Raw genomic sequence first — 20,766 nt, forward strand, 5'->3', positions numbered from 1 at the left:
CCGCCGTGGCGAATTGCCGCGGTTCCTGATTGCGTTACAAGGAGTTCCTCATGAACACCGCTCAACTTTCCGTCCTGCCGGATGAACTTGCCGTCGTCTCGTTGACGCCGCTGCGCCGTGCGGTGCAGCGCGTCCGCGCCCAGGGTGCCCGTTACACCGGCTTGGCCATGCCCTGGGGGGGGGGGCCGGCGGGGCGCCACGCCAGCGCCACGACCGGGGATCTGCTGTCGCCTGCTGGTGGCGAGGCGGGGGCACCCGCCGCAACCGCGCCGCGCCAACGTGAGCGCGCCGGCACGCTGCCGGGCAAGTGGCCGTTTCCGCCGGCAGCCGAGCAGGCCGCGTCCACTGTTCGTGGCCCGCGCGAGCGCAGTCTGGGCAACGCCACGGTGGAACCCGTGTCGGATCAGGTCAGCGTGAAAAGCATGGTGCTGGATGTGGTGCTGGTGCTGGCGTGGGGAGCAATGATCCCGGCGCTCATGTGGCTGGGCGTGGCTGGCGGCTTCTGAGGTTGCGCCACCGTCCGCGCCGGTGCGCGGACGCATCCAGGCGCTTCACGCCGCCGGCCCGCGCGAGGGCCGGCGCGCTTTCAGCTCGAACCCAGCAGCACCACGCCGGCCAGGATAGACAGGCAGCCGGCCAGACGGCCGGGGCCGACTTTCTCGCGCAGCAGGAACATGCCAGCCAAGGTGCCCAGCATCATCGACATTTCCCGTGCCGGAGCCACCAGACTGAGCGGCGCGCCATTGCGCAGCGCGTACAGCACCAGGATGTAGCCCAGCGGCGACAGCAGGCCCACCGCCAGGGCCAGGTGCCAATGGCCGCGCATCAGTTCCCACGCCTGCGCGCGGCGCTTCACCATATGGGGGGTCATCATGGCGGTGCGGGTGACACAGGTGAACCAGTCGAACAGCACCGGGCTGATCAGCAGCACCTTGACGCCATAGGCATCCACTACGGTATAGGCGGCGATGAACAGGCCGATCACCATGCCCCAGCGCACGCCCACCCAGGCCTGCGCGTTGCGGAAGATCGCCAGCCGCCCCTGGGTGGCGATCAACAGCACCCCGATCACCACGCAGAGCATGCCGGCGATGCCCGTGGCGGTGGCCGGTTCACGCAGCAGCAGGAAGGCGCCGGTGGTGGAAAGCAGTGGACCGGTACCCCGGGCGATGGGGTAGACCACCGACAGGTCGGCCACCTGATAGCCGCGTTGCAGGCACAGGCTGTAGCCCAGGTGCAACAGGCTGGAGGTCAGGATCGCCCCGACCACGGGCCAGGTCCAGGTCATGCCGTCATGCAGCAGCACCCACACGACCCAAGGCGCATACAGCACCGAGGCGCACAGCCCATAGGCGAACACAAAGGGAGCGCCCACCATGGCCGCGCGCTTGGCGAGCAGATTCCACGTTGCGTGGGCCATCGCCGCCAGGACGACCAATAACAGGGACGAGTACGACATGAGGGGAACAGCGTCTTATGACGTGTTTGTTACAGAAACCGCTAGGGTACCGCAAACCTGCGGGCAGGGCGCCATGTTACCTGAGGCATCCGCCAATTTTTGGTGTAGAATCATTGGTTTGCCAAATCTCATCCTCTGCTTGCGGTACACGGCCAGGCGCATTTTTCAGCCCCGGCCCGAACAACATCGAACGGCAAAGCGCTTTAGTCCGCAAAGGCATGATGATCTAGGAGTTCTCAATGAACCTTATCGCTATCCTGGAACAGGAAGAGATTGCCCGCCTGACCGGCGGCCAAGCCAAGCCTGAATTTGCTCCTGGTGACACCGTCATCGTGAGCGTGAACGTCGTTGAAGGCACCCGCAAGCGCGTGCAGGCCTTCGAAGGCGTCGTGATCGCCAAGCGCAACCGCGGCCTGAACTCCGCGTTCACCGTGCGCAAGATTTCGTCGGGTGAAGCCGTGGAACGTACGTTCCAGCTGTACTCGCCGCAAATCGCCGGCATCGAAGTCAAGCGCCGCGGCGACGTGCGCCGCGCCAAGCTGTACTACCTGCGCAACCGCTCGGGCAAGTCGGCGCGTATCAAGGAAAAGCTGGTCAGCAAGCAAGCCTCGGCGGCTTGATCGCTTATCGGCACACGGCCCCACCAGTGTCGGACGCTCACTCCATCCAGCGTTTTCGTTCGGCACGGGTTTCCGGGTTAAAAAGGCACCTGCGAGGGTGCCTTTTTTCTTTTTGAAAAGCCGAATGTCTGATTCCTCGTCTTCTGCGCGGCCGCGCCGGCCGCTGGCGCGTCCCGGGTTCGATCCGGCGTCGCAACCCTGGGTGGTCGCCAACGATTCCCTGCCGGCAGTGCCGGCCGGCCTGCTGACGCCCGACCTGCTGCGCGGCACGCTCAGCCAGCCATCCACCTGGACGCTGGAACTGTCGCGCGACAACGACCTGCGTTATCCCGGGCGCGAGGGCGCGCCAGTTCCCGCCGCCGTGCTGATCCCGTTGGTGACGCGCGACGACGGCGTGCACATCATGCTGACCCAGCGCGCGGCGCACCTGCATGATCACGCGGGCCAGATCAGTTTTCCCGGCGGCCGCATCGAAACCAGCGACGCCACGCCGGTCGCGGCGGCGTTGCGCGAGGCGCAAGAGGAAACCGGTCTGCCGGCCAATCATGTCGAGGTGCTGGGCAGCATGCCCCCGTACCTGACCGCCACCGGTTTTTCGATCATTCCCGTGGTGTCGCTGGTGACGCCCGGCTTCCAGCTGGCGCCGGATGCGTTCGAAGTGGCCGAGGTGTTCGAAGTGCCGTTGGCGTTCCTGATGGATCCGGCCAACCATCGCCTGTACGAGGCGCGGCTGGAGGACGGCCGTGTGCGCCATTATTACGGCATGCCGTATGGCCGGCATTTCATCTGGGGCGCCACCGCGGGCATGCTGCGCAACCTTTACCACTTGCTGCGCAACGGCTTCGAGCCGCGTTGAGACCCCCGCTGGCTGGCGGCTCGCCAGGCAGCCGCCCGCCGCTTCAACTGCCGCGAGCCGATCTGCCCTGCGCCCGCCGATCGGATGGCGCGCGCGCCGCGGCGGTGCCTGCCCGTCAATGGCGCCGCTTGCGCGGGCCACGCCGGGAGGCCGCCAACCGGCGGCTCAATACCGCTGTTGTCCCGCCAGGTTCTCGTCCAGGATGCGCAGGTAGAGCGCGTAGCGGGCCGGGTCGATCGCGCCCGCGTCCAGCGCCGCGACCACGCCGCAGCCTGGCTCATGGCGATGGGTGCAGTTGTAGAAGCGGCAGGATTCGATCGGCTTGGTGAATTCCGGGAAGCCGCGAATGATGTCTTCGCGGCTCAGGTGCTGCAGGCCGAAGGCCTGGAATCCGGGGGAATCGATCAGGTCGCCGCCCGGCGCGGGCAGGTGATAGAGGCGGGTGCTGGTGGTGGTGTGCTTGCCCATGTCCAGCGCGGTCGAGTGCTCGCGGGTGGGCGCGGCGGCATCCGGCACCAGCGCGTTCAGCAGGGTCGACTTGCCCATGCCGCTCTGCCCCAGCAGCAGGTTGGTGCGCCCGGCCAGGCGCGGCGCCAGCAGCGTGTGGACCTTTTCGGGTTCGAGCGCGCTCAGTTCGATGATGTCCACGCCCAGCGCGGCGATCGGCGCCAGGCGCGCGCGGGCGGCGGGCAGCGCGTCGACGATGTCGGTCTTGTTCAGGATGATCAACGGCGCGATGCCGGCGCTCCAGGCGCCGGCCAGCGCGCGGCCGGTGAGATCGTCGGAGAAGGTCGGCTGCACCGCCACCACGATCAGCAACTGGTCGACGTTGGAGGCGAACTGCTTGGACCGCATTTCATCGGAGCGGTACAGCAGGTTGCGGCGCGGCAGGATGGCGTCAATGGCGCCTTCGTCCTGGCCCTGGGGCGTGATGCGGACGCGGTCGCCGACGGCGGCGCCGGCTTTCTTGCCGCGCGGGAAGCATTTGCGCAGGCTGCCATCGGCCAGCTCGACGGTGTAGTGGCGGCCGTGCGCCGCGATGATGCGGCCTTCGTTGGCGGCGTTGGCTGGCGCGCTGCCTTGGGGCGCGTCCTGGAAGGCGGCCTTGTTGCGGTCGTTGCTGCTCATGCCGCAGGCGCCGTCAGGTGGCGGATGCGCACGGCGGCGGGGGGGTGACTATCGTAGAAGGCAGAGTGCACGGGATCGGGCGTCAGGGTGGCGGCGTTGTCGTCGTAGAGCTTGACCAGGGCGGAGACCAGGCGGTCGGGCGAGCTCTGCTCGGCCGCGTAGCGGTCGGCCTCGAACTCGTCGCGGCGCGAGTACCAGCTGGCCAGCGGTGTGAAGACGAAAGTGAAAACAGGAATGGCCAGGAAGAACAGCAGCAGCGCCATGGCGTCGTTGCGGCCGCCCAGCTGCGGCAGCACGCCCAGGCCCACGTAGAACCACGGCTGCTGCGCGACCCATCCCAGGATGGCGAAAAAGCCCAGCGCGGCGGCGAAGCTGAACAGGATGCGCTTGATGATGTGGCGCTTGGCGAAGTGGCCGAGTTCGTGCGCCAGCACGGCTTCGATCTCGTCGGCGTTCAAGCGCGCCAGCAGCGTGTCGAAGAACACGATGCGGCGCGAGCGGCCGAAGCCGGTGAAATAGGCGTTGCCGTGGGCCGAGCGGCGCGAGCCGTCCATCACGAACAGGCCGTTGAGGGCAAAGCCGCAGCGCTGGGCCAGGCGCTGGATGCGGCCGGCCAGTTCGGGATCGGACAGCGGCGTGAACTTGTTGAACAGGGGCGCGATGAACATCGGGTAGACGATAAGCAGCGCCAGGTTGAAGGCGGTCCACAACGCCCAGGCCCAGATCCACCAGTATTGTCCCGCGCTGCCCATCAGCCACAGCACCGCTGCCGCCAGCGGCAGCCCCAGCACCGCGGCCACCAGCAGGCCCTTGGCCGCGTCGGAGATGAACAGCTCGGGCGTCATGCGGTTGAAACCGAAGCGCGCTTCCAGCTTGAACTGCCGCCACAGGGTGAAGGGCAGCCCCAGCAGGCCCAGCAGCAGCGCCACGGCCACCAGCAGCAGCATCTGGCGCAGGAAGTCGTTGCTGGTAAGCTGGCCCACCCACAGGTCGATGAGCTGCAGGCCGCCCATCAGCGTCAGGCAGATCAGCAGGATGGCATCATAGGTGCGTTCGAACATGCCCAGCCTGACCCGGGCCACCGTGTAGTCGGCGGCGCGCTGGTGGCTGGCCAGGCCGATACGGCGGGAGAATTCCGGTGGCACCTGGTCGCGATGGCGCGCCACATGGCGGATCTGGCGGCTGGCCAGCCACATGCGCACGGCGATATCGGTCAGCAGGAAGGCAACGAACAGCAGAGTGAACATGGGCGATGCGGCCTGCTCAAATGGGTATGTGCGAAAATCGCGTGTTTGAAAACGCGTGTTTTATAGGCAAATTATATGGCTGTGAACGAAAACCGCCTGGTCTGGCTGGATATGGAAATGACCGGCCTGGACCCTGAAAAAGAACGCATCATCGAGGTCGCCGTGGTGGTCACCGAGGCCGACCTGACCGTGGTGGCCGAAGGCCCCGTGCTGGTGGTGCATCAGCCCGACAGCCTGCTCGACGCCATGGACAACTGGAACAAATCCACCCATGGCAAGAGCGGCCTGATCGACAAGGTTCGCGCTTCGACGATTTCCGAAGCGCAGGCAGAGGATACGCTGTTGGCGTTTCTCGCGCAGCACGTGCCGGCCGGCAAGTCGCCGCTGTGCGGCAACACCATCAGCCAGGACCGCCGGTTCATGTTTGCTTACATGCCGCGCCTGGAACAGTTTTTCCACTACCGCAATCTGGACGTCAGCACGCTCAAGGAGCTGGCGCGCCGTTGGGCGCCGGCCGTGTACAAGGGATTCGAGAAGAAGAGCCGCCACGAAGCGCTGGCCGACATCTACGAGTCGATCGACGAACTGAAGTACTACCGCGAACACTTCCTGAAGGTGTAAGCCGCCGCCGAGCCGGCGGCGCCCGCCAGCGAGCCGCCATGCCGTCGTCCTATCCCGTTGCCGTCATTCGCGCGGCCGAACACGAGGCCCTGGCCCAGGGGCGGCGGCTCATGCCGCTGGCCGGCGCGGCCGCGGCGCGTTTCGTCGCGGCCCGCTACGCGCCGCAAACCAGGGTGCTGGCGCTGGCCGGCCCGGGCAACAATGGCGGCGATGCCCTGGAAGCGGCGACCCGTCTGCTTGAGCTCGGGTACGACTTGCTGGTTGTGCTTCCCTCGGGCCCCCAATCCCTGCCCGCCGACGCCGCGCGGGCCTACGCCGGCTGGATCGCGGCCGGTGGCGCCACCTGCCGGGAATTGACGGCGGATGCGCCGCCGGACCTGGTCATCGACGGCCTGTTCGGCATCGGCCTGAATCGTCCCCTGGGGCCGGCGTGGCAGGCATTGGTGGACCGCGTCAACGCCTGGAATGTGCCCGTGCTGGCGCTGGACGTGCCCAGCGGCATCGACGCCGACACTGGCGCGGCCTTGGGCCGGCCAGTCCGGGCGCGCTGGACGCTGTCCTTCATCGGCCGGGCAAGGGGGCTGGCGCGGGCGGGGGCGGATGTCGTCGGCGAATCCTGCCTGGAGACGCTGGGCGTGACCCTGCCGCGGGCTGGCGAAGGCGTTTGATCTCCGGGGCGCGTCTTTCATCGTCACGAGGCGTCATCGCCGGTATTCCAGATCCGCCGCGCGGCTGGATGGTCCGCGCCGAGGGCAGGGAGGCCCGCTTCGCGTTTCAGGCCGGCCGTCCGCCGAAACGCGTGGCGATGTCGGCGGCCAAGGGGGTGTAGCGCTCATTGTCGCGGCCGGCCAGCGCGTTCAGATGTGCCTCCGAGGCGTCGAACACCTGCCAATAGACGCGCCCGCAGATCTCGCGCGCCGCATGGCCGGGCCAGTCGTCGGGCAGCATGGGGCCGGGCAGGTGCGGGTCGTGCAGCACGATCCGGCGCCAATTGTGCAGCAATATCACGCGGGTGACGAAGGCGTCCGACGGCGACGGCGGGGTCTCCAGCAGTTTTTCCAGCGGTCCGAAATTCCTGCTGAACTGGCGGTACTGTTCGGCCACATCGTCCAGGTTCCAGCACTGCGTGGCCAGGCTGGCTATCGGCAGGCCGCCGGCGCCGGCCAGGTCGCGCGCCGACAGCACCAGCGCCTTGTCCGGAATGCCCAGTTTTTCCAGGATGTCGTGGGCGGCGCGCGCCTCGGTGTGCGGATGGGCGAACAGCCCCGGCGCGATCATGCCGAACCCTTCCCAGACCAGTTCACGGCGCAGTTCCGCGCGCTCGGCGAGCCCGTTGCCGGTGCGCGGCAGCGCCACCAGCGTCCATTGCCCGTTCCATTCCCGCGGCGCGCCCACGTAGATGCGCTGCGACGCGTGCGCCGTGTGGCGCAGGCCCTGCTCGGAAATCAGGTACAGGCTGCGGCGGCCATGGCGCTCGGACTGCAGCCAATTCTGCGCGACCAGCCGGAACACGCTGGTGCGCAACAGGCGTTCGTTGATGCCCAGGGGCGCCAGCAGCTCGATCAGGTCGCCCAGCCAGATGGCGCCGCCGTGCGGCGCCAGGGCGTCCCCCAGCAGGCTGACGCAAAGCGACTTCGCGCGCGGCGGATCGCTTTTGAGCAGGCGTGACAGGTAACGGTCCAGGGGCGACTGAGGGTTTGCCATAAGGGGGGCCGCAAGCGGCCGATATCGGGATCCTGGATATGATACATAAATCCAATGTGATACAGATTTGAGTTTGACAATGGTTTTTTTGTATTAAATAATCCGCCTATGACATGACGGCCCTGCGCGGCGTTCGCTTTGCGCTATCGCAAACCGTCTCAAGGAGACAACCATGTACGCTCAACTCGTCGAAACCGGCGTCAAGCAGGTCAAGACCGCGGACCAGCTCGAAGGCCGCGAACAGACGTTCCAGCGCCGCATCGACGAAGGCGTGCGGATCGAGGCCAAGGACTGGATGCCCGAGGCCTACCGCAAGACCCTGGTGCGCCAGATCTCGCAGCACGCCCACTCCGAAATCGTCGGCATGCTGCCCGAAGGCAACTGGATCACCCGCGCGCCGTCGCTCAAGCGCAAGGCCATCCTGCTGGCCAAGGTGCAGGACGAAGCCGGCCACGGCCTCTACCTCTACAGCGCCGCCGAGACCCTGGGCGTGTCGCGCGACGACCTGATCGACGACCTGCATGCCGGCCGCGCCAAGTACTCCAGCATCTTCAATTACCCCACGCTCAGTTGGGCCGACATCGGCATGATCGGCTGGCTGGTCGACGGCTCGGCCATCATCAACCAGATCCCGCTGTGCCGTTGCTCCTACGGCCCCTACGCCCGCGCCATGGTGCGCGTCTGTAAGGAGGAGTCCTTCCACCAGCGCCAGGGCTACGACCTGCTGATGCAGATGTGCCTGCACGGCACGCCCGAACAGAAGGCGATGGTGCAGGACTCGCTGAACCGCTGGTGGTGGCCGGCGCTCATGATGTTCGGCCCGTCCGACGCCGACTCGCCCAACAGCGCCCAGTCCATGGCCTGGAAGATCAAGCTGTTCTCCAACGACGAGCTGCGCCAGAAGATGGTCGACCAGACCGTGCCGCAGGCCGAATACCTGGGCCTGACCATTCCCGATCCCGAATTGAAGTGGAACGCCGAGCGCGGCCACTACGACTTCGGCGAGATCGACTGGGCCGAGTTCTACGCCGTGCTCAAGGGCAATGGCCCGTGCAACCGCGAGCGCCTGGCGGCGCGCGTCAAGGCGCACGAAGACGGCGCCTGGGTGCGCGAGGCGCTGGTCGCCTACGCCGACAAGCAGGCCGAGCGCAAGGCGGCCTGAGTCCTGGCCGGGCGGCGCCCGGCCTTCCAACTCCTTACTCATCCAATACCCGGGGCGCCACGCGCGCCCGGCATCCGAGGATATCCATCATGAGCAAAGACTGGCCTCTGTGGGAAGTGTTCATCCGCAGCCAGCACGGCCTGGCGCACAAGCACGTCGGCAGCCTGCACGCGCCCGACGCCGAAATGGCGATCAACCACGCCCGCGACGTCTACACCCGCCGCAACGAAGGCCTGAGCATCTGGGTGGTGCGGGCCTCCGACATTTCCGCCAGCAGCCCGGGCGACAAGGATCCCTTGTTCGAGCCGGCCAACAGCAAGGTCTACCGGCATCCCACGTTCTTTCCGATGCCTGAAGAAATCAAGCACATGTAAGGCGGCGGGGGAGACATGGACAAGACTTTCTTCGAATACCTGCTGCGCCTGGGCGACACCACGCTGATCCTGTCGCAACGCCTGGGCGCCTGGACCGGTCACGGTCCGATCCTGGAAGAGGACCTGGCGCTGACCAACACCGCGCTCGACCTGCTGGGCCAGGCCCGCATGTGGCTGACGCTGGCCGGCGAGGTCGAAGGCGCGGGCCGCGACGAGGACGCGCTGGCCTATCTGCGCGATGCCCATCAGTTCCACAATGCGCTGCTGGTCGAGCGGCCCAACGGCAATTACGCCGACACCATGGCGCGCCAGTTCCTGTTCGACGTCTGGCACTACTTCCTCTTGCAGCGCCTGGCGCAATCGTCGGACGAGCGGGTGGCCGGCATCGCCGCCAAGTCGCTCAAGGAAGTGACCTACCACGTGCGCCGTTCGTCGGACATGGTGGTGCGCCTGGGCGATGGCACCGAGACCAGCCACGCCAGGATGCAGGCGGCGATCGACGACGCCTGGCGCTTCACCGGTGAGCTGTTCACCGACGACGCGATCGACCAGGACATGGCGGCGCGCGGCATCGGCTGTGAACTGGCCGCGCTGCGCACGCCCTGGGAACAGCATGTGTGCGAAGTGCTTGAGGAAGCCACGCTGAAGGTGCCCGACGCCGCGGCGGCGAACCATCCGGCCCATAGCGGCGGCCGCCAGGGCCGGCACACCGAGGAGCTGGGCTACGTGCTGGCGGAAATGCAGTACCTGCCGCGCGCCTATCCGGGAGCCAAGTGGTGAACGCCGTCGTGCCCGTGTCCATCGAGCAGGTCTACGCCTGGCTGCAGGAGGTCCCCGATCCGGAGATCCCCGTGCTGTCGGTGGTGGACCTGGGCGTGGTGCGGGACGTCGCGTTCGAGGGCGACGCCTGCGTCGTCGTCATCACGCCGACCTACTCCGGCTGCCCCGCGATGCGCGAGATCACCGAAGACATCCGCCAGGTGCTGGCGCGCCACGGCATCGGCGAGGTGCGCGTCGAGACGCGCCTGTCGCCCGCCTGGACCACCGACTGGATGAGCGAGAAGGGCCGCGCCGCGCTCAAGGACTACGGCATCGCCGCGCCCGCGCAACAGGCCATCGACATCTCGGGCATCAGCCGGCGCAACGCCGGGCCCGCCATCGAGTGCCCGCGCTGCGGTTCGCGCGACACGCGCCTGGTCAGCAATTTCGGATCGACCTCGTGCAAGGCGCTGTACCGCTGCGTCAGCTGCCGCGAGCCGTTCGATTACTTCAAGACTCACTGAGAGTGGTTTCGAGAATGAGCCTGAACCAATTCCACCCCCTGAAAGTGGCCTCGGTGGCGCGCAACACGCGCGACGCGGTGGTCGTGACGTTCGACCTGCCCGACACGCTGGCCGATGAATTCGCTTTCCTGCCGGGCCAGTACCTGACGCTGCGCACGCAGCTCAACGGCGAGGAACTGCGCCGTTCCTATTCGATCTGTTCGGCGCCGCGCGACAAGCTGCTGCGCGTGGCGATCAAGAAGGTCGACGAGGGCGTTTTCTCGAGCTGGGCCAACCACGAGCTGCAGCCGGGCCAGACCCTGGAAGTGATGGCGCCGGCCGGCAACTTCACCGTCGACTTCTCGCCTGAAAACCAGCGCCACTACGTGGCATTCGCCGTCGGCAGCGGCATCACCCCGGTGTTCTCGCTGGTCAAGACCGCGCTGTCGACAGAGCCGAACAGCAAGTTCACCTTGTTCTTCGGCAACCGCGCCTCGTCCGCCGTGCTGTTCCGCGAAGAAATCGAGGACCTGAAGAACCTGTACATGGACCGCTTCTCGCTGGTCTACGTCATGAGCCGTGAAACCCAGGATATCGAGCTGTTCAACGGCCGCCTGGACGGCGACAAGGTCGACCAGCTGATGTCGGCGTGGATGAGCCCCGAGGATATCGACTACGCTTTTGTCTGCGGTCCGCAGACCATGACCGAGAGCGTGGTCGAGCGGCTGCAGGCCCGCGGCATCCCGAAGGCGAACATCAAGTTCGAACTGTTCGGCGCCCCGAAGGGGCCGCGCGCGTTGCGCACGGGGCAGGACGCCCGCCAGGCGCCCGGCAAGGGCCAGTGCGAGGTGACCGTGGTGCAGGACGGCCACAGCCGCAAGTTCGTGATCGACAAGAACAAAGACAGCGTGCTGGATTCGGCGCTGGCGCAGGGCATCGAGCTGCCGTATTCGTGCAAGGGCGGGGTGTGTTCCACCTGCCGCTGCAAGGTGGTCGAGGGCGAAGTGGACATGGATGCCAACTTCGCCCTGGAAGACTACGAAGTGGCGCGAGGCTTTATCCTGAGCTGCCAGAGCTTTCCGGTCAGCGACCGCCTGGTGATCGACTTCGACCAGGAAACCTGACCCGGCGCGCGCCAGTCAGACCCCCATTCCATTTGGAGAGACGCAGTGTCCCAGAAATTCTTCGAACGCCATCAGCCCCTGCTGGAACAAGCCCTGGCCGCCGCCGCGCTGCGCGGCTACTGGAGCCCGTTCGCCGAGTCGCCCAGCCCCCGCAACTATGGCGAGACCGCCAATGACGACGGCCGCGCCGCCTTCGAGGCGCTGCGCGGCAAGCCGTTCCCGCTGAATCTGCACGACGCCGACGGCACCGTCGGCGGCGAAAAGTCGCCCTACGGCTTCGACCTGGGCATCACCTATCCGCACGTGCCCGCCGCCAAGCTGGTGGCCGCATCCAAGCGCGCGCTGCAGGACTGGCGCCGCGCCGGCCCGCAGGCCTGGGTGGGCGTGTCGCTGGAAATCCTGGCGCGCCTGAACAAGCTGAGCTTCGAGATGGCCTACGCCGTGCAGCACACCACCGGCCAGGGCTTCATGATGGCCTTCCAGGCCGGCGGCCCGCACGCGCAGGACCGCGGCTTCGAGGCCGTGGCCTACGCCTGGCAGGAAATGTCGCGCATTCCCGGCGTCGCCATCTGGGAAAAGCCGCAGGGCAAGAATGATCCCATCCGCATGGAAAAGCACTTCACCGTGGTGCCGCGCGGCGTGGCGCTGGTGATCGGCTGCTCGACCTTCCCGACCTGGAACGGCTATCCCGGCCTGTTCGCCAGCCTGGCCACGGGCAACACCGTCATCGTCAAGCCGCACCCGGGCGCGATCCTGCCGCTGGCGCTGACCGTCAAGGTGGCGCGCGAAGTGCTGCAGGAAGCCGGCTTCGATCCGGATGTGGTGCTGCTGGCCGCGCACACCGCTGAGGAAGACACCGCGCGCCAGCTGGCGCTGGATCCCGCGGTCAAGATCATCGACTTCACCGGCAGCACCGCCAACGGCGACTGGCTGGAAAACAATGCCCGCCAGGCGCTGGTCTACACCGAGAAGGCCGGCGTCAACCAGGTCATCATCGATTCGGCCGCCGACCTGAAGGGCGTGGCGCGCAACCTGGCGTTCTCGCTGGCGTTGTATTCGGGCCAGATGTGCACGGCGCCGCAGAACATCTACGTGCCGCGCGACGGCATCCAGACGCCGGAAGGCCGTGTCAGCTTCGATGAGGTCGCCGCCGCCCTGGGCGCCGCGGTCGACAAGCTCGGCGCCGACGCCGCCAAGGCCGTCGAACTGACCGGCGCGATCCAGAACGAAGGCATCGTCGAACGCATCGAGAAGGCCCGCGCGCTGGGCCTGCCGGTGGTGGCCGACAGCAAGACGCTGACGCATCCGCAGTTCGAGAATGCCCGCGTGCGCACGCCGCTGCTGCTGCGCGCCGAGGCCGGCAATCCCGCCATCAGCCAGGAATGGTTCGGCCCGATCGCCTTCGTGGTCGCCACCGATTCCACCGCGCACAGCATCCAGATCGCGCGCGACAGCGTGATCGAGCACGGCGCGTTGTCGCTGTCGGCCTACACCACCAGCAACGAGGTGGCCGAGCAGGTGCAGGAAGCGGCGGAAGAGTCCGGCGTGTCGCTGTCGCTGAACCTGACTGGCGCGGTGTTCGTCAACCAGACCGCGGCATTCAGCGACTTCCACGGCACCGGCGCCAACCCGGCGGCCAACGCGGCGCTGTCCGACTCGGCCTACGTGTCCAACCGCTTCCGCGTGGTGCAGACGCGCCGTCACATTTGAGCGGTGGACCGGACATGACCTACCAAGACATCCAATTCGAACTGGCCGACGGCATCGCCCGCCTGACGCTGAACCGTCCGGACAAGCTCAACAGCTTCACCGCCAACATGCACGCTGAAGTGGCGGATGCGCTGACCCGCGTCGAGACCGAGGGCGCGCGCGTGCTGGTGCTGACCGGCGCCGGCCGCGGCTTTTGCGCCGGCCAGGACCTGAGCGAGCGCAAACCCGCGCCCGACGGCACGCCGCCCGACCTGGGCGAGACCGTCGACAAGTTCTACGCGCCGCTGGTGCGGCGCCTGAACGCGCTGCCGCTGCCGGTGGTGGTCGGGGTCAACGGCGTGGCGGCGGGGGCGGGCGCCAACCTGGCATTTGCCGGCGACATCGTCATCGCCAAGGAATCGGCCAATTTCATCCAGTCGTTCTGCAAGCTGGGGCTGATCCCCGACACGGGTGGCACCTTCGTGCTGCCGCGCCTGGTGGGCCGCGCCCGCGCCTTGGGGCTGGCGATGCTGGGCGACAAGCTCAGCGCGCGCCAGGCCGAGGCCTGGGGCCTGATCTGGCAATGCGTGGCCGACGACGCGTTCGACGCCACGCTGGAGAACCTGGCGCAGCACTTCTCGCGCGCGCCGACCAAGGGCCTGGCCTTCACCAAGCGCGCCTTGCAGGCCAGCCTGGGTAACGACCTGGCGACCCAGCTGGACCTGGAGCGCGACATGATGCGCGAACTGGGCCGCAGCGCCGACTACGCCGAAGGCGTGGCCGCGTTCCTGGGCAAACGCGAACCGCGGTTCAAGGGGCAATGATGAGCAGCACGCACGTTCCGCCCGTGGAGGCGCCGACCGATCCGCAGGAACTGGCGCAGGCCGTGGGCACGGTGATGTACGCCGGCGACGCGGCCTCGCAGGGCCTGGACATGAAGGTCGAGGAGATGGCGCCCGGTTATGCGCGCCTGACCATGCGGGTCCGTCCCGACATGCTCAACGGCCACAAGACCTGCCATGGCGGCTTCATCTTCGCGCTGGCCGACAGCGCCTTCGCCTTTTCCTGCAATTCGCGCAACGTCAGCACCGTGGCGTCGGGCTGCACCATCGATTACCTGGCCCCCGGCTTCGAGGGCGACCTGCTGACCGCGGTGGCGCAGGAGCGCTCGCTGGCAGGACGCACCGGGGTGTACGACGTGACGGTCACCAACCAGGATGGCCGCAACGTCGCCCTGTTCCGGGGCCGGTCCTATCGCATCAAGGGGCAGATCGTCGGCACGCCGGCCGAGGCTTGAACGCGTCAACCAACCAGAGACAAGACCACCGGCCGAGGCGGGCGCGCGGCGCGCCCCCCGGATCGGAGGATGCATTCCAGGAGAGAGATAACCATGTCCAACACCATGAGCAAGCCGGGGCTGGACCCCATCGAGCATGCCAGCCAGGATGAGCTGCGCGCGCTGCAGCTTGAGCGCCTGAAGTGGTCGCTCAAGCACGCCTACGAGAACGTGCCGCACTACAAGAAGGCGTTTGACGAGATCGGCGTGCATCCGGACGACCTGAAACAGCTGTCCGACATTTCGAAGTTCCCGTTCACCACCAAGAAGGAACTGCGCGAGAACTATCCGTTCGACATGTTCGCGGTGCCGCGCGAGCGCATCTCGCGCATCCACGCCTCCAGCGGCACGACCGGCAAGCCGACCGTGGTGGGCTACACCCAGCGCGACCTGGACAACTGGGCCAACCTGGTGGCGCGCTCGATCCGCGCGGCCGGCGGCAAGCCCGGCGACACGGTGCACGTGGCCTACGGCTACGGCCTGTTCACCGGCGGCCTGGGCGCGCATTACGGCGCCGAACGCCTGGGTTGCACCGTCATCCCGATGTCGGGCGGGCAGACCGAAAAGCAGGTGCAGCTGATCAACGATTTCCGTCCGGACATCATCATGGTCACGCCCTCCTATTTCTGCAATATTCTGGAGGAGCAGCGCCGCCAGGGGATTGATCCGCGTCAAAGTTCGCTGCGCATCGGCATCTTCGGCGCCGAGCCCTGGACCGGGCAGATGCGCGCCGATATCGAGGCCGAGGCCGGCATCGACGCGGTCGACATCTATGGCCTGTCCGAAGTGATGGGCCCGGGCGTGGCCAGCGAGTGCGTCGAGACCAAGGACGGCCCGGTGGTGTGGGAAGACCACTTCTACGCCGAGATCATCAATCCGGACACGGGCGAGCCCGTGGCGGACGGCGAGCCGGGCGAGCTGGTGTTCACCTCGCTCACCAAGGAAGCGATGCCCATCATCCGCTACCGCACCCGCGACCTGACCCGTCTGTTGCCGCCCACGGCGCGCAGCATGCGCCGCATCGGCAAGATCACCGGCCGCAGCGATGACATGCTGATCGTGCGCGGCGTGAACATGTTCCCGACCCAGGTCGAGGAACTGGTGCTCAAGATCGCGCAACTGGCGCCGCATTATCAGTTGGTGCTGTCGCGCACCGGCAATATGGACGAGCTCGAGATCCTGACGGAAGTCCGCGCCGAGTTCTCGACCCTGTCGGACGCCGAGCGCGCCGCGCTGGGCAAGCAGCTGCAGCATGCGGTCAAGACGCACATCGGCGTCAGCGCCCGCATCCAGGTGTCGGACGCCGGCCACGTCGAGCGCACGCTGACCGGCAAGGCCCGCCGCGTGATCGACAAGCGCCCCAAGGGCTGAGCGCGTTGCGCGTCCCCGCCCGCCGGCAACGGGGGGGGGGGCGGCCACACCGCCATGAAAAAAGCAGCCCTCGGGCTGCTTTTTTTCGCGCCGTCGCTGCCCGTCGGGCGCGCCGTTCAGGCCTGGCGCGCCACGTCGCGCACGATGTGACGGTACCAGAAGTGCAGCAGCGTGGCCGACAGCGCCAGACCGACCATGGCCATCAGCCACATGCTGCCCGCCCCCTGCGGCGAGCCGGGCACCAGGATCTCGCGCAGCCCGTCCAGGCCGCCGCGCCCCGGTCCGAAGCCGAACCACCAGCCGCCGACCAGGCCGACGCCGGCCAGCGCCACTGTCTGCAGCAGCAGTGGCACCACCGCGACCTTATAGGCCCGCAGCAGGTAGGAGTTGATGCACTGCATGGAGTCGAACAGGTGGAACAGCGGCAGCACCGCCAGCAGCGTGGTCGCCACCGCGGCCACCTGGGAATTATCGGTGTAGGCCGCCAGGATCAGCGGGCGACCGGCCAGCAGCACTACCGCGGTCAGCAGGGCGCCCATCAGCCCCAGCGCCAGGCCCGCCATGCCGGTGCGGTGGGCATGCGCCAGGTTGCCCGCGCCGATCGCCTGCGCCGTCAGGGCGGCGGTGGCCACGCCCAGCGCCATCGGCATCATGTAGCACAATGCCGCCAGGTTCGACATGATCTGGTGGCCGCCGGTCACGAAGGTGCCTTCGCGTGCCACCAGCAGGGCCATGAAGGTGAAGGCCGACACTTCGACCAGGTAGGATCCGCCCATGGGAATGCCCAGGCGCAGCAGTTCTTTCAGCGTCTTCCAGTCGGGCCGGCCGACGTGCAGGTGAAAACGGCGGTAATAGCGGTCGTGGGTGATGACCCACAGGCCCAGCCCCAGGCTCATCCACGACACCACGGCGGTCGCCAGCCCGGCGCCGGTGGCGCCCATCGCCGGCAGGCCCAGGCTGCCGTAGATGAACAGCCAGTTAAAGAAGGCCTTGAAGCCGATGGCGGTGAGGTTGATCGCCATCACCAGCTTGGGCCGCGAGACCGAGGTGCCGAGCGCGTAGATGGTGCGGAACACCAGCGCGGCCGGCAGCGCCAGGATCAGCGCCCGCAGGTACGAGGCGATGCGCTCGCGAACGCCGGGATCGACGTCGCCCGACATCGATAGCCAGAAATCCGGAAACAGCATCAGGATGGCGCCCACCGCCGACAGGCCCAACGCCAGCCACACGCCCTGGCCCCAACTGCGGCCGACTTCGCGATTGTTGCCGGCGCCGAAGTGCTGCGCCAGGATCGGGATGAGGGCGTGAACCACGCCCATCAGGCCCACGAAGACGGTGATGTAGATCGACGCGGACAGCGCCATTGCCGCCAGGTCGTTGGCGCTGGCGTGGCCGGTCATGGCGGTGTCCAGCACGCCGAAAGAGATGCCGGCCCACTGGCTCACCAGGACCGGCCACGCCTGTTTGGCGATGTTGCGCAGGGTGGCGCCGAAACCGGGCACCGCCGGTTGGGCGGGCGTCATCGGTTGGGGCCGACTCGCAGCAGGCGGAACACTTCTTGGCGGTCGGCGCGGCGTCCGCCCTGCCACAGCACGTCGGCGCTGTCGCTGTAGGCGGCGGTGTTGTCGCGCAAGCTCTGGTTGGTGGTCTGCTGCAGCACCAGCGTGCACTTCGAATCGAACGTGAACGTCAGGTTATTGAAGATCAGGAACGAGGCGCGCTGGCCGCTGCCCAGGCTCAGGCCGCGCACGCATTCGCCCGGCCGGATGTTCTGTTCAATTGCCTGCGCCAGTTCGCCGGATACCGTGCGGTAGCTGCGGGCGTAGTCGACCGCCGGCTGCCACAGCAGCACCAGCAGGATCCAGGTAACGGTCAGGCCGCCGGCCGATAGCACGGTGCCGCGCCACAGCGCCTGGGGCTTGACCCGCAGGCGCCAGACCACCAGCGCGATCCAGCCGATGGTGAAGGCCACGCCCAGGGCGAAGGCGGTCCAGGAAATGACGGGTTCGTAGCCGGTGGTCTGGCGGCCGATGTTGCGGGCGATCTGCGCCGGCCATTGAAAGTGCAGCGCGACCCAGCCGAGCCAGGCCGTGGCCGCCGTCAGCGAAAAACACATCACCGCGAACCAGTCCAGCGTATTGACCACGCCGCGCCGCAAGGTCGGCAGCGAGAACGCGCCCAGCACGGCGCAGGGCACGGCCATCAGCACGTATTCGGAGTCGCTGGCTTCGTCGAGCCCGAACAGCGTCAGCGCCGCGAACACCAGCAGCATCAGCGGCAGCCAGATGTGCGGCGCATAGATCCAGGCGCGCCAGCGCCAGATGGCCACCAGCGCCAGCGGCCAGGTGGGCCACAGGTACCAGGGCAGGTCGCGCAGCGTGCGGCCGACATCGTGCCAGGACGGCACCGCGAACGAGGACAGGTTCCAGCTCTTCCAGTTGCGGATCCAGTATTCGCTGCTGTGGCTGGCGGGGATCCACCAGGCCAGGATCAACGCGGCGGCCAGCAGGGCGGCCCACGGCAGCCAGCGCTTGCACTTCCACAGCGGGCCGCGCGGATAGAACGCCAGCAGGGCGGCGACCATGATCGGCAGGGCGCCGACCCAGCCGCGCGTCAGGAAGCTGGCGGCCAGCGCGATACCCAGGGTGGTGGAGCCGGTGAACGGGCGATCGACGGTGCGCGCCAGCGAGTAGAAGGCCAACGCCTGGCAGGCCATGATGGCCGGCACGACCGTGGTTTCATGGGTGCGCTGCAGGATGCCGACGGTGGCCAGCAGCAGCAGCAAGGCGGCGTCGGCCAGCATGCGGCCGTAGTCGCGCGGTTCCGGCTCGCCGCCGAAGGGCAGCGCCAGCGGTTGGGCCTCGGCGCGGCGGCCGAGCAGATAGGTGCCATACCAGACGCTCATCGCCGTGATGCCGAACCACAGCAGGTTTGGCAGGCGGCCGGCGGTGATGTCGCCGATGAAGGGGCCGAACAGCCAGATGCAGATCGCGCCGATCCAGGTGATCAGCGGGCCTTCCTCGGCATGCGCCAGGTGCCCCACTTGCGGCAGCAGCCAGGTGATCCCACCCTCGCGGATGGCGGTGATCATCGTCGCCAGGCCGACCGCGTCGTCGGTTTTCCACGGGTCGCGCATGAACAGGCCGGCAACGATGTATGCCAGCGCCAGCCCGAGCAGGATCAGCCTGGGCAGTTTTGCGGTGGCCACGGACGTCAGCCGGGCCGGAGTGGAAATGGAAAGTGGGGACACGGGCGTTAATGTAACCGAGAGATCGGGAAGCGCCAGCCCCCGGCGGCCCGACGAGCAGGGTCAGGGGAAAAAAAAGCAGCCCGGAGGCTGCCTTTTTGCTGTGACTCCCGTAGGAGCAACAGGATCAGGAAGCGGACTTGACCGTGCCAGCGGTGCGGGCGAAACGGGCGCGGAACTTTTCCACGCGGCCGGTCTCGACGATGCGCGTCTGGGCGCCCGTGTAGAACGGGTGCGATTCGGAGGTCACGTCGCACTTGAAGAGCGGGTACGTCTTGCCATCGAGTTCGATGGTTTCACGCGTCTGGACGGTCGAGCGGGTGATGAACTTGCTGCCCGTTTGCAGGTCGGCGAAGACGACTTCGCGGTATTCGGGGTGAATGCCTTCTTTCATGGTGCTTTCCTAGGACTCCCGAGGGAGTCATGTCAAAAGTTAGGGTCGCCAGCACGAACCGCTTTCAGGCGTTCTTGCCACGTATCCGAAAAGTAACTGCGCATTCTAGCATGGGAATCGCCGGCACGGTCACGCAATCCGGGCCGCTCTGTCAGGGAGCGCCCGGCTTTTCATCTGGGGACGGATGATATCGCCGATCACAGATCGGTGCGCAGTTTCCAGATTTCCGGGAACAGCACCACTTCCAGCATGCGCCGCAGATAATCCACGCCAGAAGTGCCGCCGGTGCCGCGCTTGAAGCCGATGACGCGCTCGACCGTGGTGACGTGGCGGAAACGCCACAGGCGGAAGGCGTCTTCCAGGTCGGTCAGCTTTTCGCCCAGCTGGTACAGGTCCCAGTAGCGCTCGGTGTCGCGGTAGACCGTCAGCCAAGCCTGCTCGACGCCTTCCGAGGCCTGGTAGGGTTGGGTCCAGTCGCGCTCCAGGCGGTCCGCCGGCACCGTCACGCCGTGCCGCGCCAGCAGGCGCAGCGATTCGTCGTACAGCGAGGGCGCCTCGTAAGCGCGCTGCACCTGCGCCAGCAGGTCGGCGCGGTGCGCGTGCGGCTTGAGCATGGCGGCGTTCTTGTTGCCCAGCAGGAATTCGATCTGGCGGTACTGGTAGCTCTGGAAGCCGCTGGAGCGCGCCAGGTAGGGACGCAGGGCGGAGTACTCGGGCGGCGTCATGGTCGCCAGCACGTCCCAGGCGTGGACCAGCTGTTCCATGATCTTGCTGACCCGCGCCAGCATCTTGAAGGCCGGCTGCGGACGGTCCGCCGCCAGGTTGGCGATGGCGCCGCGCAGCTCATGCAGCATCAGCTTCATCCAGAGTTCGCTGGTCTGGTGCTGGATGATGAACAGCATTTCGTTGTGCTCGGGCGACAGCGGGTGCTGCGCGCCCAGCAGTTCGTCCAGGTGCAAGTAATCGCCGTAGGTCATGTCGCGCGTGAAATCCAGCTGCGCTTTTTCCTCGTGGACAATGTCTTCGGGGCGTTGGGCTTGGCTCATGCGAGGCCTCCCTGGCAGGGCGGGGCGGCGCGGCGGGCGGACGCGGGCAGGCTGCGCCAGCCGTTGAACGGCAGGTGGGCGCAGGCGAGCGCCATGCGCGGGTTGAGCGGTGTGGTCATGATCTTG

Annotated in this window: 23 protein-coding genes; 14 read left to right on the forward strand and 9 right to left on the reverse strand. The window is 67.3% G+C overall.

What is annotated here, in order from left to right; genetic code table 11:
* The first annotated feature begins 50 nt into the window (after nucleotides 1–50).
* Complete coding sequence (locus HV742_RS02155) at nucleotides 51–506, forward strand: hypothetical protein (RefSeq protein WP_175144366.1); 456 nt, start codon at nucleotides 51–53, stop codon at nucleotides 504–506.
* A gap of 80 nt (nucleotides 507–586) precedes the next feature.
* Here HV742_RS02155 and HV742_RS02160 read toward each other — a convergent pair whose 3' ends face one another.
* Complete coding sequence (locus HV742_RS02160) at nucleotides 587–1,459, reverse strand: EamA family transporter (RefSeq protein ID WP_049072375.1); 873 nt, start codon at nucleotides 1,457–1,459, stop codon at nucleotides 587–589.
* 239 nt (nucleotides 1,460–1,698) lie between these two features.
* Here HV742_RS02160 and rplS point away from each other — a divergent pair, with 239 nt between their 5' ends.
* Nucleotides 1,699–2,079: a 50S ribosomal protein L19 gene (rplS, locus tag HV742_RS02165; protein WP_006218237.1), complete on the forward strand. Its 381-nt coding sequence runs from the start codon at nucleotides 1,699–1,701 to the stop codon at nucleotides 2,077–2,079.
* A 124-nt stretch (nucleotides 2,080–2,203) separates the two neighbouring features.
* Nucleotides 2,204–2,935, forward strand: a complete 732-nt coding sequence (locus HV742_RS02170; protein ID WP_049072377.1) for a CoA pyrophosphatase — start codon at nucleotides 2,204–2,206, stop codon at nucleotides 2,933–2,935.
* 165 nt (nucleotides 2,936–3,100) lie between these two features.
* On the opposite strand, the gene rsgA is transcribed toward HV742_RS02170, so the two are convergent.
* Both rsgA and HV742_RS02180 read right to left on the reverse strand, forming a co-directional pair.
* Nucleotides 3,101–4,063: a ribosome small subunit-dependent GTPase A gene (gene rsgA, locus HV742_RS02175; RefSeq protein WP_059269608.1), complete on the reverse strand. Its 963-nt coding sequence runs from the start codon at nucleotides 4,061–4,063 to the stop codon at nucleotides 3,101–3,103.
* Complete coding sequence (locus HV742_RS02180; RefSeq protein ID WP_175144367.1) at nucleotides 4,060–5,310, reverse strand: M48 family metallopeptidase; 1,251 nt, start codon at nucleotides 5,308–5,310, stop codon at nucleotides 4,060–4,062. The genes rsgA and HV742_RS02180 overlap by 4 nt, the downstream gene beginning before the upstream one ends.
* A 75-nt stretch (nucleotides 5,311–5,385) precedes the next feature.
* On the opposite strand from HV742_RS02180, the gene orn reads away from it, so the two are divergent.
* Nucleotides 5,386–5,931, forward strand: coding sequence for an oligoribonuclease (gene orn / locus HV742_RS02185; protein WP_049072382.1), 546 nt, complete (start codon nucleotides 5,386–5,388; stop codon nucleotides 5,929–5,931).
* Between the two features lie 38 nt (nucleotides 5,932–5,969).
* Nucleotides 5,970–6,599: an NAD(P)H-hydrate epimerase gene (locus HV742_RS02190; RefSeq protein WP_059269609.1), complete on the forward strand. Its 630-nt coding sequence runs from the start codon at nucleotides 5,970–5,972 to the stop codon at nucleotides 6,597–6,599.
* A gap of 106 nt (nucleotides 6,600–6,705) precedes the next feature.
* Here the strand turns inward: HV742_RS02190 and paaX are convergent, their stop codons facing one another.
* Entirely contained in the window at nucleotides 6,706–7,635 is a 930-nt protein-coding gene (paaX, locus tag HV742_RS02195) for a phenylacetic acid degradation operon negative regulatory protein PaaX (protein WP_049072386.1), read from the reverse strand.
* Nucleotides 7,636–7,807: 172 nt separating this feature from the next.
* Between paaX and paaA the strand changes: the two genes are divergently transcribed.
* The 9 genes from paaA (at nucleotide 7,808) to paaK (ending at nucleotide 15,953) form a co-directional block, all read left to right on the forward strand.
* Nucleotides 7,808–8,797 (forward strand): 1,2-phenylacetyl-CoA epoxidase subunit PaaA, encoded by a 990-nt coding sequence (paaA, locus tag HV742_RS02200; protein WP_049072388.1) that lies wholly within the window; start codon nucleotides 7,808–7,810, stop codon nucleotides 8,795–8,797.
* A gap of 89 nt (nucleotides 8,798–8,886) precedes the next feature.
* Complete coding sequence (paaB, locus tag HV742_RS02205; protein ID WP_006388300.1) at nucleotides 8,887–9,171, forward strand: 1,2-phenylacetyl-CoA epoxidase subunit PaaB; 285 nt, start codon at nucleotides 8,887–8,889, stop codon at nucleotides 9,169–9,171.
* 15 nt (nucleotides 9,172–9,186) lie between these two features.
* Entirely contained in the window at nucleotides 9,187–9,951 is a 765-nt protein-coding gene (gene paaC, locus HV742_RS02210) for a 1,2-phenylacetyl-CoA epoxidase subunit PaaC (protein WP_059269611.1), read from the forward strand.
* Complete coding sequence (gene paaD, locus HV742_RS02215; protein ID WP_049077577.1) at nucleotides 9,948–10,454, forward strand: 1,2-phenylacetyl-CoA epoxidase subunit PaaD; 507 nt, start codon at nucleotides 9,948–9,950, stop codon at nucleotides 10,452–10,454. The genes paaC and paaD overlap by 4 nt, the downstream gene beginning before the upstream one ends.
* A 14-nt stretch (nucleotides 10,455–10,468) precedes the next feature.
* The gene (gene paaE / locus HV742_RS02220) at nucleotides 10,469–11,557 is read left to right on the forward strand and encodes a 1,2-phenylacetyl-CoA epoxidase subunit PaaE (protein ID WP_054501431.1); all 1,089 of its coding nucleotides are present in this window, start codon (nucleotides 10,469–10,471) and stop codon (nucleotides 11,555–11,557) included.
* A gap of 45 nt (nucleotides 11,558–11,602) precedes the next feature.
* On the forward strand, nucleotides 11,603–13,267 hold the full coding sequence (gene paaN, locus HV742_RS02225) for a phenylacetic acid degradation protein PaaN (RefSeq protein ID WP_054416865.1): 1,665 nt from the start codon (nucleotides 11,603–11,605) through the stop codon (nucleotides 13,265–13,267).
* Between the two features lie 14 nt (nucleotides 13,268–13,281).
* Nucleotides 13,282–14,070: a 2-(1,2-epoxy-1,2-dihydrophenyl)acetyl-CoA isomerase PaaG gene (paaG, locus tag HV742_RS02230; RefSeq protein WP_049072391.1), complete on the forward strand. Its 789-nt coding sequence runs from the start codon at nucleotides 13,282–13,284 to the stop codon at nucleotides 14,068–14,070.
* On the forward strand, nucleotides 14,070–14,543 hold the full coding sequence (gene paaI / locus HV742_RS02235; RefSeq protein ID WP_049072392.1) for a hydroxyphenylacetyl-CoA thioesterase PaaI: 474 nt from the start codon (nucleotides 14,070–14,072) through the stop codon (nucleotides 14,541–14,543). The genes paaG and paaI overlap by 1 nt, the downstream gene beginning before the upstream one ends.
* A gap of 93 nt (nucleotides 14,544–14,636) precedes the next feature.
* Complete coding sequence (gene paaK, locus HV742_RS02240) at nucleotides 14,637–15,953, forward strand: phenylacetate--CoA ligase PaaK (RefSeq protein WP_175144368.1); 1,317 nt, start codon at nucleotides 14,637–14,639, stop codon at nucleotides 15,951–15,953.
* A gap of 116 nt (nucleotides 15,954–16,069) precedes the next feature.
* Here the strand turns inward: paaK and HV742_RS02245 are convergent, their stop codons facing one another.
* From HV742_RS02245 to HV742_RS32425, 5 genes are all read right to left on the reverse strand, one after another.
* On the reverse strand, nucleotides 16,070–17,476 hold the full coding sequence (locus HV742_RS02245) for an MATE family efflux transporter (protein ID WP_049072394.1): 1,407 nt from the start codon (nucleotides 17,474–17,476) through the stop codon (nucleotides 16,070–16,072).
* Nucleotides 17,473–19,203: an ArnT family glycosyltransferase gene (locus tag HV742_RS02250; RefSeq protein WP_063581892.1), complete on the reverse strand. Its 1,731-nt coding sequence runs from the start codon at nucleotides 19,201–19,203 to the stop codon at nucleotides 17,473–17,475. Before HV742_RS02250 ends, HV742_RS02245 begins: the two co-directional genes overlap by 4 nt.
* A gap of 124 nt (nucleotides 19,204–19,327) precedes the next feature.
* A complete protein-coding gene (locus HV742_RS02255) occupies nucleotides 19,328–19,594 on the reverse strand; it encodes a type B 50S ribosomal protein L31 (RefSeq protein WP_006388310.1) in 267 nt (88 codons plus the stop codon).
* A gap of 197 nt (nucleotides 19,595–19,791) precedes the next feature.
* Nucleotides 19,792–20,640 carry a tryptophan 2,3-dioxygenase gene (kynA, locus tag HV742_RS02260; protein WP_049072396.1) on the reverse strand — a complete coding sequence of 283 codons (849 nt, stop codon included), beginning with the start codon at nucleotides 20,638–20,640 and terminating at the stop codon, nucleotides 19,792–19,794.
* Entirely contained in the window at nucleotides 20,637–20,759 is a 123-nt protein-coding gene (locus HV742_RS32425; protein WP_275299881.1) for a hypothetical protein, read from the reverse strand. The genes kynA and HV742_RS32425 overlap by 4 nt, the downstream gene beginning before the upstream one ends.
* Nucleotides 20,760–20,766: the final 7 nt, after the last annotated feature.

Origin of the sequence: Achromobacter ruhlandii (assembly GCF_902859695.1) — a bacterium.
Classification (GTDB): Bacteria; Pseudomonadota; Gammaproteobacteria; order Burkholderiales; family Burkholderiaceae_B; genus Achromobacter; species Achromobacter ruhlandii.